General features: G+C 58.5%; 12 protein-coding genes and 1 pseudogene. 10 read left to right on the plus strand and 3 right to left on the minus strand.

Annotated elements, in window-relative coordinates; translation table 11 throughout:
• The first annotated feature begins 230 nt into the window (after positions 1–230).
• From ACPOL_RS24025 to ACPOL_RS24055, 6 genes are all read left to right on the plus strand, one after another.
• A complete protein-coding gene (locus tag ACPOL_RS24025; RefSeq protein ID WP_114209299.1) occupies positions 231–767 on the plus strand; it encodes a DsbA family protein in 537 nt (178 codons plus the stop codon).
• A gap of 219 nt (positions 768–986) precedes the next feature.
• The gene (locus ACPOL_RS24035; RefSeq protein WP_236656995.1) at positions 987–2,501 is read left to right on the plus strand and encodes an alkene reductase; all 1,515 of its coding nucleotides are present in this window, start codon (positions 987–989) and stop codon (positions 2,499–2,501) included.
• Positions 2,502–2,621: 120 nt separating this feature from the next.
• A complete protein-coding gene (locus tag ACPOL_RS24040; protein WP_114209301.1) occupies positions 2,622–3,761 on the plus strand; it encodes a glutathione-independent formaldehyde dehydrogenase in 1,140 nt (379 codons plus the stop codon).
• A gap of 59 nt (positions 3,762–3,820) precedes the next feature.
• Positions 3,821–4,666 (plus strand): aldo/keto reductase, encoded by an 846-nt coding sequence (locus tag ACPOL_RS24045; protein ID WP_114209302.1) that lies wholly within the window; start codon positions 3,821–3,823, stop codon positions 4,664–4,666.
• A gap of 19 nt (positions 4,667–4,685) precedes the next feature.
• Positions 4,686–5,954, plus strand: a complete 1,269-nt coding sequence (locus ACPOL_RS24050; protein WP_114209303.1) for an NAD(P)/FAD-dependent oxidoreductase — start codon at positions 4,686–4,688, stop codon at positions 5,952–5,954.
• A 13-nt stretch (positions 5,955–5,967) separates the two neighbouring features.
• Positions 5,968–6,273 (plus strand): ubiquitin carboxyl-terminal hydrolase 14, encoded by a 306-nt coding sequence (locus ACPOL_RS24055; RefSeq protein WP_114209304.1) that lies wholly within the window; start codon positions 5,968–5,970, stop codon positions 6,271–6,273.
• Here the strand turns inward: ACPOL_RS24055 and ACPOL_RS24060 are convergent.
• From ACPOL_RS24060 to ACPOL_RS36525, 3 genes and pseudogenes are all read right to left on the minus strand, one after another.
• The gene (locus tag ACPOL_RS24060; protein WP_114209305.1) at positions 6,268–7,221 is read right to left on the minus strand and encodes a quinone oxidoreductase family protein; all 954 of its coding nucleotides are present in this window, start codon (positions 7,219–7,221) and stop codon (positions 6,268–6,270) included. The two genes, ACPOL_RS24055 and ACPOL_RS24060, sit on opposite strands and share 6 nt — an antisense overlap.
• Positions 7,218–7,628: an NAD-binding protein gene (locus ACPOL_RS36520; RefSeq protein ID WP_414633390.1), complete on the minus strand. Its 411-nt coding sequence runs from the start codon at positions 7,626–7,628 to the stop codon at positions 7,218–7,220. The genes ACPOL_RS24060 and ACPOL_RS36520 overlap by 4 nt, the downstream gene beginning before the upstream one ends.
• 39 nt (positions 7,629–7,667) lie before the next feature.
• Positions 7,668–8,098: pseudogene (locus tag ACPOL_RS36525) on the minus strand (NAD(P)-dependent oxidoreductase); the annotation flags it as partial.
• Positions 8,099–8,435: 337 nt separating this feature from the next.
• On the opposite strand from ACPOL_RS36525, the gene ACPOL_RS24075 reads away from it, so the two are divergent.
• The 4 genes from ACPOL_RS24075 (at position 8,436) to ACPOL_RS24090 (ending at position 15,806) form a co-directional block, all read left to right on the plus strand.
• On the plus strand, positions 8,436–10,985 hold the full coding sequence (locus tag ACPOL_RS24075; RefSeq protein ID WP_114209308.1) for an excinuclease ABC subunit UvrA: 2,550 nt from the start codon (positions 8,436–8,438) through the stop codon (positions 10,983–10,985).
• Between the two features lie 496 nt (positions 10,986–11,481).
• Entirely contained in the window at positions 11,482–11,853 is a 372-nt protein-coding gene (locus ACPOL_RS24080) for a response regulator transcription factor (protein WP_114209309.1), read from the plus strand.
• A 347-nt stretch (positions 11,854–12,200) separates the two neighbouring features.
• Positions 12,201–15,107, plus strand: coding sequence for an ATP-binding protein (locus ACPOL_RS24085; RefSeq protein WP_114209310.1), 2,907 nt, complete (start codon positions 12,201–12,203; stop codon positions 15,105–15,107).
• A gap of 9 nt (positions 15,108–15,116) precedes the next feature.
• Positions 15,117–15,806: a response regulator transcription factor gene (locus tag ACPOL_RS24090; RefSeq protein WP_114209311.1), complete on the plus strand. Its 690-nt coding sequence runs from the start codon at positions 15,117–15,119 to the stop codon at positions 15,804–15,806.
• Positions 15,807–15,950 lie beyond the last annotated feature (144 nt).

Here is a 15,950-nt window from a genome sequence, read left to right on the forward strand (position 1 = left end):
ATGCTGCCCACGTCCGAGTGAAGCTTGTAACTCCTTACTTAACCTTTCTTCCTCCTCACGAAGGATTGTCTTGCTGATGTGCGAGCGCTAGGATCTGCGAAGTGGAAATTGCTCATGAAGAGTCCGAAAGGGGCCGCGAATCTCGGTATGCAACGTGCTGTAAGCGAATGGGACAGTCAGTTTGATCGCGGCACTGAGGAGCTGAGTACTTCAGAGCAGGAGATGAATGCATGAGTTCAATGGGCACAATAATGCTTGGCCTCCCTGTAAACGGACGAGACCATGTCCAAGGACCACCTGTAGCGCCGATCACTCTAGTCGAATATGGAGATTACGAGTGTCTCCGATGTGGCGAGGCTCACTCCATCGTGAAGGAGTTGCAGAAACGCTTGGGCAACCAGCTGCGCTTTGTCTTCCGCCACTTTCCAATCATCACTTTGCACCCGCATGCCCAAAACGCTGCTGAAGCCGCGGAAGCCACAGGAGTACAGCGCAGGTTTTGGGAGATGCACGACACTCTCTTCGCCAACCAGGGCGCGTTATCCCACAGACACCTGGAGGCATATGCCAGGCGTAATGGAGTCGATCTGAAGCAATTCAATCGAGAGATGGTTGCGCACGCGCACACGGTCCGGGTGCGCGAACACTTTCTGAGCGGTGTGCGTAGCGGCGTTGACAGCACTCCCGCATTTTTTATTAACGATATCCGTCACGACGGTCCCTATGAGTTGAATTCACTGTCGGCGGCGATCATCGAGGCCACATGACCGCACCGGATCCTAGCCCAAAGGTCGTGGAGGCTCTTACGACGTCGCATGGATGCACTTCATTCTTGCCTCGTTTTTCGGGAAACGCAGGTGCAGATAAGTTGCAGTTGACGAAGCTGTACTCGATGAAAGCGATGAGGCGTTTCCGCTTGTTCCCGGGCCATGATCCATTGTCCATGCTGTATACGGTGCCAGCAAAAATCATGAAGGAGATAAGGAATGGCGAACCTAACCCCCGCTAGCCGCCGCGGAACAAACCGCGAAGTAGATTACAACGCCTCAGCAATCCTGCACGGGTCGCGCACTGCCAGAGCAACAGCGGAAATTACCATGGCGTTTGAGATGCGAAGCGAGTCATCCTCCCTGAGTAACTTCGATAGTGTCTTCAGCGGATTCCGGCAACATCTCTTTCTTTCGTGCGGCGCCACCACTGCACTGTTAGCGGCAGCAACGGAGGTGATGACGCGACCAGGCAGTGCGGAGGTCGCGGATGTGATGGAATCGAGCTCGAACAGGAATGGCGGCGAATCGGCATCAACAGCGGTGCTCGAGAACACCATGGAGCAGCAAGCCGCAACGGAGACTTTATTCCAGCCAGTCCAACTTGGCCGATACAAACTTCCGCACCGCATGCTCATGGCGCCGCTCACCCGATCGCGCGCTCGCCAACCCGGGAATGTGCCTTCTCCGATGAATGCTCTTTACTATGCACAACGCAGCACGGCCGCTCTCATCGTTTCAGAAGCGACCCAGGTCTCTCAGCAGGGACAAGGCTATGCGTGGACACCGGGCATCCACAGCCTGGATCAGGTGGAAGGCTGGCGGCTTGTCACCGAGGCGGTGCACAAGGCCGGCGGCTTGATCTTCATGCAGCTGTGGCATGTTGGCCGCATCTCTCACCCTTCGCTCCAGCCTGACGGCATGCTGCCCGTGGCGCCCTCCTCCCTCAAACCTAAAGGCTTGGCCTTCATCGAAAATGAAAGCGGCGAGGGAGAGCTGGTCCCTTTCGTAACTCCACGCGCGTTGGAGACGGAGGAAATTCCTTACATCATTAAGCAATACGTGCGCGGAGCCAGGAATGCGCTCGAGGCCGGCGTCGACGGCATCGAGATTCACGCAGCAAACGGCTATCTTCTTGACCAGTTTCTCAACTCCGGCACCAACCGGCGTACCGATGCGTATGGCGGCTCCGTCGAAAACCGCGCGCGGCTTCTCCTTGAGGTGGTGGAGGCGGTCACCCGAGTCTGGGGCGCCAATCGCGTCGGCGTACGGCTTTCTCCGCTAGGTACGTTCAACGACATATGCGACCAAGACCCGGAAAAAACCTTTGGCTGCGTTGCGAAGAAGCTCAACGAGTACGGACTAGCCTACCTGCACCTAGTTAATCCCGCGATTGCCGAACTTGAAAAAGGAATAGAGCCTGATCCGAGGGCTATCCGAATGCTGGATTTAATGCGCAAGAAGTTCCGTGGCACCTTGATCATCACGGGCGGCTTCGATCAGGGAACCGCAGAGAACTGGCTTAAGCAAGGTCGAGCGGATCTGATTGGATTCGGGCGCAAGTTTCTGGCCAATCCGGATCTGCCGAACAGGTTTCGCCAGCATGCTCATCTCAATGCGGATGATCCCGCCACTTATTACGGCGGTGGCGCCATAGGTTACATCGATTACCTCACGCTCGCGCAAGAGCGCGGTGAGGAGCCGAAGCCGCACGTGGATGAAAGATGGCGCTAGCGCTCGAAGAAGCTCGCGGCAGGAATAGCAGCGGCTACCGGGCACTATAAGGCTCGCGCATCAGGAACTAGCAGCTTGCATGGCGTTTCTAGCAACAGGCACGTACCAGAGGAGAGGACTATGAAAGCAGTCGTTTACAACGGACCCCGCGACGTCAAGGTAAAGAATGTTCCTGACGCCAAAATCGAGCAGCCTAACGACGTGGTCGTCAAGATCACCACCACCAACATTTGCGGTTCTGATCTGCATATGTACGAGGGCCGGACCGACTTCAAACCGGGAGGCGTCTTCGGTCACGAGAACACCGGAGAAGTCGTCGAGGTAGGTCCTGGAATCAGCCGCATCAAGAAAGGTGACCATGTCAGCCTGCCTTTTAACATCGGCTGTGGCTTCTGCAAGAACTGTGAAGCCGGTCTTACCGCGTTTTGCCTCACCGTTTATCCGGGAATGGCCGGAGCTGCTTATGGCTTCGCCGACATGGGACCTTTTCCGGGCGGACAGGCGGAATACCTCCGCGTCCCCTACGGCGACTTCAACTGCTTGCGGCTACCAGACGACGCCCGGGAAAAGCAGGACGATTATGCACTTCTGTCCGATATATTTCCCACCGGTTGGCACTGCACCCGTCTCGCAGGCCTCCAACCCGGCGAGTCCGTTGTGATTTATGGCGCCGGCCCGGTTGGTTTGATGGCCGCCTTAGCTGCGACGATCCAGGGCGCGAGTAAGGTCATGGTCGTCGATCGCCATCCCGACCGGCTTGCTCTGGCAGAAAAGATCGGTTGCATTCCCATCGACGACTCGAAAGCTTCCCCGGTCGAGCAAGTGTTGGCACAGACCCGCGGAGAGGGCGCCGACCGAGGTTGTGAATGCGTAGGCTATCAATGTCACGAGCCACATGGCCGCGAGATACCCAATCTCACGATGAATAATCTTGTGGGCTCCGTACGCTTCACCGGTGGAATCGGCGTTGTGGGCATTTTCCTGCCTAAAGACCCGGGGGGCGCCGATCAGCTCGCCAAGCAGGGTGAGATTGCTTTTGACATGGGACTCTTCTGGTTCAAAGGGCAGTCGATTGGCACTGGGCAAGCCAACATCAAGCACTACAACCGGCACCTGCGCAATCTGATTCACGCCGGCCGGGCAAAACCCTCCTGGATCATTTCGCATCGGTTGCCTCTCGACCAGGCACCGAATGCCTACCAACATTTTGACGCGCGCGACAAAGGGTGGACGAAAGTTGTTCTAAAACCGGCGGCGTAGTCTTGGTGCCTTGGTCATGTGGGGGTGGATACCGCCCCCACCTCTTTTGGGGGCAGCAAATGGAACAACGCTATTTCGGATCTACTCAGCGTCAGGTCACGGTGATCGGGCAGGGCACCTGGTATGACGAAAACGATGACCCTGCTTCAGCCGTCGCTGCGTTGCGCCTCGGTCTCGATCGGGGCATGAAACACATCGATACCGCTGAGATGTACGGCTCCGGAGCCGCCGAGAAGCTGGTTGGCCAGGCGATTGCGGGTCGGCGGGACGAAGTGTTTCTGGTCTCAAAAGTCCTCCCTCAGAATGCCGGGCGGCGCACCACCATCAAGGCGTGTGAGAGATCTCTTTTGCGGCTCAAGACCAATCGCCTGGATTGCTACCTCCTGCACTGGCGTGGACGCCATCCGCTGGAGGAAACGGTCGCCGCTTTCGAGCAGCTGCGCGAGGAAGGAAAAATACTCTCCTGGGGAGTCAGCAATTTCGACGTGGAGGATCTGGAGGAAATCGCGGGAATCGCCGGCGAAGATCTGCCCGCCTGTAACCAGGTCCTTTATCACCTCCAGGAGCGGGCCGTTGAGCATGCTGTTATTCCCTGGTGTCAGAAGCACAAAGTGGCAGTGGTGGGATATAGTCCACTGGGCCATGGAGCATTCCCGGCGCCCCACTCCCCGGGGGAGCGCGTGTTGCACGAGATAGCAGAACTGCAGCATGCCACTCCTCGGCAGGTGGCGCTCCAGTTCCTGGTGCGCAGCCCCGGACTTTTCACCATTCCCAAAGCTTCGACTCCCGAGCACGCCGCGGAAAATGCGGGTGCCGGAGATTTCCAGTTGTCTACAGCAGACATCGCCCGCATCGACAAGGCCTTCCCCCTGGGTCCACGTCCCGACAGGCTTCCGATGTTGTAGATCTTGTGAGGCAAATAAAATGAGCGCGTCGACTCCTCAACATTCGTTACAGCTACGGCTCCTGGGCACCCACGGTTCATCCGCCAGTTACGGGCTGCGTGATTTTCTATACCGCAGCAATGTTCCATTCGAATGGATTGAGCTGACCTCGGATGAGCAGGCGCGGGAGTTGGCCCAAGTCAACGATCTGCACGATCAGCGCTTGCCGGTCTGCCTTTTTCCTGACGGCGCCAGGCTGGAAAATCCCACCATTCGCCAGATCGCGGAGAAGTTAGGCTGGTTCCAAAAGCCATCGAGCGCAGAATATGATCTGGCCATTCTGGGCGGCGGCCCTGCCGGGCTCAGTGCTGCAGTGTACGGCGCGTCGGAGGGCCTCAAAACCCTACTGATCGAGCGCTACGCCGTCGGCGGACAGGCGGGTACCAGTTCCAGGATAGAGAATTACCTGGGATTTCCGGAGGGCATCAGCGGCAATGACCTCGCGAAACGTGCCCGTGACCAGGCCAACCGCTTTGGAGCCGAGATCCTTCTGTTGCATGAGGGGGTTCGTGCCGAGCTCGTGCCCGGAAAGTCGATTGGTCACCTGGCGGATGGCAGCAGCTTTGTGATGCACGCCGCGATCTGTGCTTCTGGTGTTGAATACCGCCGTCTCAACCTTTGGAACGAAGAACGGCTGCGCGGCGCGGGTGTCTTTTACGGCGCCGGCACCAGCGAGGCGGAGCTGTGCAGCAGCCAGGTGGTCTTCGTGGTCGGTGGCGGCAACTCCGCCGGACAGGCGGCGATACATTTCTCCCGCTACGCTCGAAAAGTCTACATCCTGATTCGTGGAGATGGCTTGAAGGAAACGCTCTCCCACTATTTGATCGATCGCATATCGGCCTCGCCGAAGATCGAGGTAAGACCGCATACCGAAGTCCTTGAGCTGCATGGCGACAACCACTTAGAAGCCATTACTCTCATCAATAATTTGACCGGCCGGCAGGAAATGATCAAGACGTGCTGGCTTTTCCTGTGTCTTGGCGGCCTGCCCAACACCGATTGGGCTGCAGAAGCCGGCCTGGTGCGCGACCAGCAAGCTTATCTCGTTACTGGTCCGGATTTACGGCAGCACAATGGCTTTTCCGGGACTTGGCCGCTCGATCGCGAACCCTATTATCTGGAAACCAGCTTTCCCGGAATGTTCGCCGCCGGCGATGTTCGCCATGGGTCTATCAAACGATGCGCCTCGGCCGTCGGGGAAGGCGCAATGGCCGTTACCTTTGTTCACCGTTATTTAGCCAGCCGCTGAAAGGAAGACGCTTATGTCAGGATGTTCACACTTAGGCCAGATTCGACGTGTATCTCCGGGCACTCCCGAAGGCTGTGAGGAGTGCTTGAGGACGGGGAGTTCCTGGGTTCACCTTCGCTTATGCCTGGAGTGCGGCCACGTCGGCTGCTGCGACCAATCTCCCGGTAAACACGCCACCAAACATTTCCATCGCACCAGCCATCCCATCATGCGCTCCTTCGAGCCCGGTGAGGATTGGGGCTGGTGCTACGTTGACGAGGTCATGCTGAACGATGTGGATCAATGGATCCCGTGGCGCCGCTCGCGGGCAAGTCTATAGGTCAATGTGCAGGACGATCTTTCCGACCACGTGCCCTTCTTCAATCCTGCGGTGAGCAGCAGCCACGTCTTGGAATGAGAAGACCTGGACCCGTAGCGGGAGGGTCCTGGTACTGATCGCCGCATTCAGCTTTTCGAAGGCCTCATGCGACATCGCGCCATCGAATGCTGAAGCCGGATGGCCGCTGAAGCGTGGTTCGGGTTCAACGCCATTCGGAAAGGCAATCGGCGCTTTCGGCTTCAGATGCGAAAAGAAGGACGCCAACGCGTTACTGTCGGCGGTGACCAGGGCAGCGTCGAACCCGTCCTTGGCCGCGCGTTTAATTGCGCCCTCGCGTTCCGATGAATTTGGATCGATTGTGTGCGCGGCTCCCAGCGACCGAACATACTCCTGCGCTTCCGGCCGCGCCGTGCCCACGACCGTCGCCCCTTTCTCGCTGCCCAGCCAGACCGCGCAGGAACCGACGCCGCCGCTCGCACCGAAGACCAATACGGTTTGCCCGCGAGTCACTTTCAGAGTTTCCAGACCAGATTGAGCTGTCAATGCGATGCACGGCATTCCCCCTGCGATCTTCATATCCAGGTGTGCTGGAACCGGAGCTACCCTGTCCGCGGGAACGCTGACGTATTGCGCGTAAAATCCGCCGTTGCCGTAGCTGTAAGAGTAAACGCGATCGCCTACGCGGAACCTTGTCACATGGCTGCCAACGGCAGCGATTGTTCCGCTCCCGTCTGCGCCCATGATTGTTCCCGGTTTGACGGATCCCCACGATCCTGCACGCTGCTCCGCGTCCCAGATGCCCACACCCACATACTCGAGCGCGATAAGGACGTGGTTAGACGGCAGTGCGGGTATGGGCACCTCTTTGATGTGAATGGCTTCAGGGGGCCCGGCCGCATCCACAACCGCAGCTTTCATGACCTTCGGAAGAGTTGATAGGGTCGTCATCGCTTCACTCCATTGGTAAGAGCCAGGTAGATAGCGCTTAGATCGTCTGCTCCGAAGCCGGGTTCGGCTTCTGCCCAGGTAGCGTCGATGTTGTTAAGGATCGGAAGCCGGGCGCGCTCTTCTCCCGCCGCTGCGAGTGCAAGTTGAACATCCTTGTGTGCCCAGCGAAGCGGAAATTCCGTTTCCGCGGTGCGGCCCGCTTTTATCTTCTGGAATTTAGCCACTGCCCACGCTGGAACCAGAGGACCACCCGAGACCAGCGACGCGAAACGGCCCAGGTCGATCCCGAGTGCGTCTCCGAGTATAGAAACTTCCGCGACCCCTTCGTTGAGGACCGCGATCCAGGCGTTGAACAGGAGTTTCATGCGCGTTCCCTGTCCTACATCACCGAGCCAGTGTGTCTGCACAGCGATTGCATCGAAGAACGGCTGTGCTGTCGCGGCCAAGCGAGCTTGGTCGCCTGACGCAAGAATGACCAGCTTCCCTTGTTCGGCCGCAGCTTTGCTACCCGAGACCGGCGCATCGAGGAAGGCGATCTCGGGCCGTGTGGCGGCCAGGCGGAACGCGCGTTCCGTCCCCTCAACCCCAATGGTCGACATCTGTATCCAGACGGCGCCCGGCTTCATCGCCGACAGAACCTCTCGTTCCTTCATGATGCTCAGCACCGCATCGGCGTTTGACACCATGGTGACGACGATGTCCGCATCCTGAACAGCATCCCCCGCGCCTTGTGCAATCGGACGTTATCGTGAGCAAAACTGGAGGCGCGTTCGGGCGATCGATCCCACGCCGTAGTATTCAAACCGCCGCGAGCAGCGGTACGCGCGATCGCCGCGCCCATGATACCCAATCCTAAAATAGAAATTTTCACGCTCATGTCTTATGGATGTTCATGCTAGCGCCCGGACGCAGCGAGGCGCAATTCTCCACAGCGAGTAGAGCTACCCGGGTCTCTGGTAGGACCCATTCGTACGACCTTAGGCTTAGAGGAGCATCCGACCCGAAGGATATGAGACTAGCAACTAGTAGAGTTGGAACAGACTCTTCCAAATAGCTTAATACGGCGTCAGGAGCCGCAATTAGCGGCTTTTGACACGACCTTAGATTCCGACTGCCCGTTCCAGCTGCAGAACTTGCGTATTGATGCGCTGGTCGGCGAAGCGGCAGGATGATACCTTTGCTTGCGGTCCGCATTATAGAAATGAGAAAGCCGCATGACAGGGGATGATTTAGCACGCCGCAGGGGCGCAGCCGCAGTTGATGGGATGGTGCGGGTCAGGGGCGCGCGAGAGCATAACCTCAAAAACCTCGACGTCGATATTCCCCGCGACGCCCTGGTAGTGTTCACGGGGGTTTCGGGATCCGGGAAGTCGTCGCTCGCGTTCGGCACGCTCTACGCTGAGGCTCAGAGGCGATATCTCGAGTCGGTGTCGCCCTATGCGCGGCGTCTCTTCCACCAATTGGCGGTGCCGGAGGTTGACTCGATCGACGGGCTGCCTCCCGCGGTCGCTCTGCAGCAGCAGCGAGGGTCCCCGACGACCCGGTCGTCCGTCGGTAGCGTGACCACGCTCTCCAACCTCTTGCGCATGTTGTATTCTCGCGCCGGAGATTATCCTTCTGGTCAGGCGATGCTCTATGCCGAATCATTCTCTACCAACACGGCTGAAGGAGCTTGCCCCAAGTGTCATGGGCTGGGGCGCATCTACGAGGTAACGGAAAAGTCGATGGTTCCGGATGACTCGCTGACCATCCGCCAACGCGCAGTTGCGGCGTGGCCGACCGCATGGCAGGGCCAGAACCTCAGAGACATCCTGGTGACACTCGGCTACGACGTCGACAAGCCGTGGCGCGAGCTTTCGAAAAAGGACCGCGATTGGATTTTGTTTACTGACGAACAGCCGACCGTTCCGGTGTATGCCGGATTTACGCCCACGGAGACTCGGGCAGCCCTGCGCCGCAAACTGGAGCCCAGCTATCAGGGAACGTTCACGGGAGCGCGACGCTATGTACTCAGCACCTTCGCAAACAGCCAGAGCGCTATGATGAAGCGTCGCGTCGCGCAGTTCATGCTGAGTACGGAATGCCCGGTGTGCCATGGCAAGCGGCTGCGGCCGGAGTCCCTTCGAGTGAAGTTTGCGGGAATGGACATCGCCGAGATTTCCGCCCTCCCCATGAAGCGGCTGGAATCCATATTTCGCTCGTGTGCGGAAGATCGGGGCACGGGCCAAGCGAACCCAGACGGGCAGCATCCAGAGAAAGCGATCGTTGCGCAGCGAATCTCCCAGGACATTTTGGCGAGGCTTGAGGTGCTGCTCGATCTTGGTCTCGGATATTTATCGCTGGAGCGAAGCACGCCAACCCTTTCGCCGGGTGAATTGCAGCGTCTGCGTTTGGCAACGCAGGTACACTCCAATCTTTTCGGCGTAGTCTATGTGCTCGACGAGCCGTCAGCCGGTCTGCACCCTGCGGATACGGATGCCTTGTTGAAGGCGCTCCATCGGCTGAAGGAGTCGGGCAATACGCTGTTTGTGGTTGAGCATGAACTCGAAGTGATGCGAAGCGCCGACTGGCTCGTGGACGTGGGGCCGGGAGCCGGAGAGAACGGCGGACAGATTTTGTACAGTGGTCCGCCGGATGGTCTGCGCACTGTGACCGCCTCCCAGACTCGCCGGTACATCTTCGCGCAAGGGCATTCGACTGGCCGAACACCCCGGGAGCCGCGCGGCTGGCTTCGCCTCCGTGGCGTCAGCCTCAATAACCTCGAACGTCTGGATGTGGCAATTCCGCTGGGTGTGTTTACTTCGGTGACCGGTGTTTCGGGATCGGGGAAGTCGAGCCTGATCAGCCAGGCGCTTGTGGACCTGGTGGCTGATCGCCTGGGCCAGAGGATTGAACCTGACGGGGATATCGATAACGAGGAACTCGAACAAGCTGCGCCGATAACTGCCGCAGGTGAAATCGTGAGCGGTGTAGAGAGCCTGCGGCGCATGGTTCGCGTTGACCAGAGGCCCATTGGACGCACGCCGCGCTCGAACATGGCCACCTATACGGGGCTGTTCGATCATGTGCGGAGGCTCTTCGCGGCCACAAAGCTGGCGCGATCGAGACACTATGATGCGGGTCAATTTTCATTCAATGTGGGGAAAGGCCGCTGCCCCACCTGCTCGGGTGAGGGATCGGTATGTGTAGAGCTTCTTTTTCTGCCCAGCGTGTATGCTCCTTGTCCCACGTGCCATGGAGCGCGTTTCAATCCCAAAACACTCGAGATCAAGTATCACGATAAGGACATCTCCCAGGTGTTGGCGCTCACGGTCGAAGCGGCTCTCGACTTTTTCTCCGGTGAGCCGACTGTTCAGCGCTCCCTGAGAGTCCTGAGCGATGTCGGGCTGGGATATCTGAAGCTGGGCCAGCCGGCCACGGAGTTATCCGGAGGCGAGGCGCAGCGCATCAAGCTGGCCACTGAGCTTCAGCGTGCTCAGCATGGAGACACCCTTTACATTCTCGATGAACCGACTACCGGCCTTCATCCGTCAGACGTGGAACGCCTGCAGGCGCAGTTGGACGGACTCGTTGAAGCGGGAAACACGGTTGTGGTGGTTGAGCACGATATGCAGATCGTTGCCGAGAGCGATTGGATGATCGACATTGGGCCGGGAGCGGGCGACGAGGGCGGCACGATCGTCGCAAGTGGGCCGCCGAGTGAAGTGATGAAGTCCGAGCGCAGTAAAACGGCGCACTACCTTAGAAAATACTTTCATCCCTAAATGCGAAGCGGGCAGAAGCCCGGAATGCAAAGCGGGCAGACGCCCGGAACGGTTGATGGGAAACCGAGCTGTTTGGCGATGAAAGCCCAACTGGCGGCCCGCCGTTGCAACGCCGGATGCAAATGCTGCAACAGTCTTTTCTGAAGCCGCTCCGCTCATGCCATGATTGCCCGATTGAGAACGAAAATCCCGTGCCACATTGATATCAGTTCTCGAAGCGCAGACAGTCAAGATGGTCATGATCTACAGCCCCGGGGCACGGGATACAGCTTTATCGTACCGTTTTTCGGAGGCTTTCTGCGCCGGGTCATGCCGGGCGTCAAGCAGCGGCGGCTAAAACAAGGATCTATTTAGGGCCGTCGTGAATACCATTCGATAAGGGTGGCGGTCTTTTTCCATTAGCGTGATATAGGACCAAGGTCATGTGATGTAGGACCAAGGTCCAATAGACACGCTCCGCTGAAGCTACGTAACCTTCCCAGTGAAAGGACACCCGATGGAACACCGGATCACGATCGTCGACGATGAAGGCGAGGTCCGCAGTGCCCTTCGGCGTTTGTTGAAAGTAGCCGGTATGAAGACGCAGACTTACGCATCGGCGGAGGATTTTCTGGACGCGGCTTCCGGCCGGCATTGTGATTGTCTGATCCTCGATCATGGGCTCCCCGGAATGAGTGGCCTGGAACTGCAGAGCCGGCTGGCCGCCAGAGGTCGAAGAGTTCCTATCATCTTTATCTCAGCTCGGGACGATGCCTACACGCGAGCGCAGGCCATGCAGGCAGGCGCGCTCGCTTTCCTCGGGAAGCCGTTCAGCGACGAGGTTCTTCTGCAAGCTGTTCAAGCGGCTCTGCAGTTGGCCGGGTCATAACCATAAGGCCGAGACAATGGTACGCGCGGATCGTTTGAGCAGATCAACGGGCTACGGTGCAACTACCTTTCATAAGGCGAACGAGTGCCCGCGACGCGAAACGCTTTCCCTTGGCTATCTTGTTCGCAGAGCGTACCGTCTATATGCCCGGAACGGTCTTCCGGTCCCGCCCCTGCTGCCGGCCGCCTGTTCCGCTTCGAGTATAGGTGCCGGCCGCTCCATTCCAGGGTGCCCATCACATAACGATCTTCGTCCATCGTCGCGGATTTGTTGCCGTCGACGAAATGCAACCCCCGTTGCAGAGCAGTCTTCGCGCGATTCGATGACTTATTAGAGGGGAGGAGATCGTGGCGGCGGTAGGCGCACAGCTCTTTGCAGACAACTCGATCCTGAACCTGAGGGACGTCGTCCTTTCCCGGACCGATACGCCTCAGACACTTCGGGAGAAACTGGCAAGAGTCATCCTGGATGAGATGTATCAGTTCGTAGGCCTGCTCGACGCCAGGGGCATGACGCTCGAGATCAACCGCGCTGCTCTGGAAGGGGCGGGAATCCAGATGAGCGACATCCAGGGCCGGCCGTTTTGGGAAACACGCTGGTGGCAGGTCTGCAGTGAAACGAAGGAAAAGCAGCGCGAGCTGTGTGGAAGAGCGGCTCGCGGCGAATTTATCCGCTGCGACATCGAGATCTATGGACGGTCTGCCGGCGAAGAGACGATCGTGATCGACTTCTCGCTGATGCCGGTCCGCGATCAGCTGGGCAGAATTGTGTTTCTGCTGGCCGAAGGCCGCAACATTACCGAAAAAAAAGCAGCCGAAGCAGAGCTGGCGCGGAAGAACAAGGAACTCGAGCGACTTCTCGACCAGGTCCGCCAACTCGATCAGTTGAAGAGCGACCTCTTCGCGAATGTCAGCCATGAATTACGCACTCCGCTCGCGCTCATCCTCGGCCCCGCCGAGTCAATGCTCGCTGCCGGCGCAAATCTTAGCGAAATGCAGCGGCGCAATCTGGGCGTGATCCGGCACAATGCCGCGACGCTGCTCAAACATGTCAACGACCTGCTCGATCTTTCGAAGCTCGACGCCGCCCAGATGACGATGGATTACGTCGACATCGATCTCTCGCGACTGGTGCGTACCGTGGCGGCGCACTTCGATGCTCTGGCTCCACAGCGGACGATTTCCTATGTCATCGTCACGCCTGACGTTGTTCGTGCGGAGGTCGATGCGGAGAAGCTGGAAAGGGTGCTTCTCAATCTGCTCTCCAATGCTTTCAAGTTCACACCCAGCGGCGGACGTATCCGGTGCACGCTTGCAATCAGAAACGACGGCTTCGTCCTGGCCGTGCAGGACAGCGGACCGGGAATTCCTCACGCAATGCGCGACAAAATCTTCGAACGCTTCCGCCAGGCACAGGGTGGAACTACTCGCGAATTCAGCGGAACGGGCCTAGGGCTGTCCATCGCCAGAGACTTCGTAGAACTGCACGGCGGTACGATCGCCATCTCCGACGCGCCAGCCGGAGGAACCCTGGTGCAGGTCGAGATTCCGCTCCGTGCACCTCGTGGTTCGGTCGTCAGAATCGCAAGCGATGCCGAATCGGTGTCCGAAGTCTCGATGATCACAAGCACAACCGTGGAAGAACTACGGCGGGACCAGGTGCAGAGCCCGAGGCCTGCTCAGGCGGCAGGCAATCCGACCGTGTTGGTGGTGGAAGACCATTCGGAGATGCGCCGCTTCATTGCAGAAACACTCTCGAGCGACTATCGGGTGATCGAAGCCGCGGATGGCGTCGAGGGTCTGGCCCAGGCTATTGCTAAAACGCCCGATCTGGTGGTTACGGATCTCATGATGCCAAAGCTGGGTGGGGATGAGTTTGTGAAGCATCTGCGTGCGCATCGCAATGTGCCGCAACCGCCAGTGCTGGTGCTCTCCGCCAAGGCGGATGACATGCTGCGCCTCAGACTGCTGGCGGAGTCAGTGCAGGACTACCTCGTGAAGCCATTTTCCGCGGCCGAACTGCTGGCGAGAGTCCGGAACCTCGTCACGATCAAACGAACGAAAGATCTCCTCCAGGAAGAACTCGCCAGTCAGGGTGAGGACCTGGCTCTTCTGACGCGCGAGCTGATCGTGAGCAAGCGGCTGATTGAGGAGAACCTGGAAGCGCAGCGCCAATTCTCCGCTCTGGTGAAAAACAGCCGCGATTTCATTGGCTTCACCTCACGAGAGGGACGGACGATCTTCGTCAATCCCGCCGGCAGGGAACTGGTAGGACTGAGCGAAGAAGAGGTGCAGCAAAAATCTCCGCTGGACTACGTGATTGATGAAGACCGCGATCGCCTACTCAGAGGCATGGCGGCGGCTACTGAAAGAGGCAATTGGGAGGGCGAGATACGCTTTCGTCATTTCGGATCGGACGATGTGATCCCGATGCACCAGACCATCTTCGTCGTCGATCCTGTGGAGAGCGGCGGAAAGATCGGTCTGGCGACCATCAGCCACGACATCCGGGAGCGCATGCGCGTTGAAGAGGGACTGCGTGAAGCCCATGCGGAGCTGGCTCGCGTCTCTCGGATTGCATCCATGGGTGAAGTGAGCGCTTCCATCGCACACGAGGTCAATCAACCGCTGAGCGCAGTCGTTGCCAACGCGAATGCATGCGCCAGGATGCTGGATGCCCAGCCGCTCGACATGGGGGAACTTCGCCTGGCCATCGGTGATATAGCAGCCTCCGGCAAAAGAGCCTCGGAGATCATCACGCGCATCCGGAGTCAGGTGAAGAAGTCCGATTCCGGCAGGCACAAGCTCGATATCAACGAGGTCATCGTGGAGGTCATGCCGCTGATACGAGGCGAAGTCGACCGGCACCAGGCGAAGCTCGAAACACACCTCGAACGCAACTTGCCCGTGATCCTCGGCGACCGTGTGGAACTCCAGCAGGTCTTAATCAACCTCCTGATGAATGGCATAGAGGCAATGACAACGACGATGAACGGACCACGCGCGCTGACGGTACGCTCGCAATTGGCGACGACGGGAGAAGTGGTTGTCGCTATCCGCGATTGTGGACCAGGGTTCCCGGCCGATCACATGAGCAAATTGTTCAACAGTTTTTTCACGACGAAGCCGAACGGGATGGGAATGGGCCTGCCCATCAGCCGCTCGATCATCGAAGCCCACGGGGGAAAGTTGTGGGCCACACTGAACTCCACAGGTGGCGCGACTTTTCAATTTGCGCTGGCGTCGGCCGCATAGAGGTGCGCCATGGAACAGCTACAGCCAGTGGTCTATATCGTGGATGATGATCTCGCCGTCTGCTCAGCATTGCAACGGCTGATTCGTTCAGTGGGTCTGGAAGCGGAAACCTTCACATCCGCGCGCGACTTTCTCGAGGCGAAGCACATCGACCGCCCGGGCTGCATGGTGCTCGATGTACGCTTGCCGGACCTGAGTGGGCTGAATCTTCAGGAGAAACTCGCGGACGCCAACATCGATCTGCCCATCATCTTCATCACCGGCTTCGGCGACATTCCTATGACGGTGCGGGCGATGAAGGCTGGTGCGCTGGAGTTCCTGACCAAGCCCATCAACGAGCAGCAGTTGCTGGACGCGATGCAGCAGGGCATCGAGAAACATCGAAGGCAGTTGACGAGGCGCGGCCAGATGACCGACCTGCAAGCGCGCTACCGATCGCTGACGAACCGCGAACGCCAGATCTTACCTTTGGTTGCCGACGGGTACCTCAACAAGCAGATCGCCGCGGAACTCGGCACCAGCGAAAAGACAATCAAGATTCATCGCGGTCAGGTCATGGTAAAGATGAAAGCGGGTTCGGTGGCCGACCTGGTGCGCATGGCAACCATGCTCGGTCTTCCTTCCTCCCGGACCCAGCGGCTTAGCGCGTACTCTCCCGATCCCGCAAGCAAAAGAGCAGAACAGTCGCCCGACTTTTGACCCCTGTGGTCGCGAAACCGCCCACCGGCATGGAAGTCGCCGGAAGTCTACTGACGCTGTTCAGGCCATCTCTGGCGCCTGTCAGTGTAATGGGGGAAAGAACCCCGCGGCCAGGTTGAGGCCTACTTCTCGAAAGCTGAGCTG

Origin of the sequence: Acidisarcina polymorpha (genome assembly GCF_003330725.1) — a bacterium.
GTDB classification, from domain to species: Bacteria; Acidobacteriota; Terriglobia; order Terriglobales; family Acidobacteriaceae; genus Acidisarcina; species Acidisarcina polymorpha.

Bases quoted from the DNA above. Each gene is read 5' to 3' on its own strand.
- ACPOL_RS24025 (WP_114209299.1), top strand. From the start codon at position 231: ATGAGTTCAATGGGCACAATAATGCTTGGCCTCCCTGTAAACGGACGA.
- ACPOL_RS24060 (WP_114209305.1), bottom strand. From the start codon at position 7,221: ATGACGACCCTATCAACTCTTCCGAAGGTCATGAAAGCTGCGGTTGTG.
- ACPOL_RS24035 (WP_236656995.1), top strand. From the start codon at position 987: ATGGCGAACCTAACCCCCGCTAGCCGCCGCGGAACAAACCGCGAAGTA.
- ACPOL_RS24080 (WP_114209309.1), top strand. From the start codon at position 11,482: ATGGAACACCGGATCACGATCGTCGACGATGAAGGCGAGGTCCGCAGT.
- ACPOL_RS24050 (WP_114209303.1), top strand. From the start codon at position 4,686: ATGAGCGCGTCGACTCCTCAACATTCGTTACAGCTACGGCTCCTGGGC.
- ACPOL_RS24075 (WP_114209308.1), top strand. From the start codon at position 8,436: ATGACAGGGGATGATTTAGCACGCCGCAGGGGCGCAGCCGCAGTTGAT.
- ACPOL_RS24055 (WP_114209304.1), top strand. From the start codon at position 5,968: ATGTCAGGATGTTCACACTTAGGCCAGATTCGACGTGTATCTCCGGGC.
- ACPOL_RS24090 (WP_114209311.1), top strand. From the start codon at position 15,117: ATGGAACAGCTACAGCCAGTGGTCTATATCGTGGATGATGATCTCGCC.
- ACPOL_RS24040 (WP_114209301.1), top strand. From the start codon at position 2,622: ATGAAAGCAGTCGTTTACAACGGACCCCGCGACGTCAAGGTAAAGAAT.
- ACPOL_RS24045 (WP_114209302.1), top strand. From the start codon at position 3,821: ATGGAACAACGCTATTTCGGATCTACTCAGCGTCAGGTCACGGTGATC.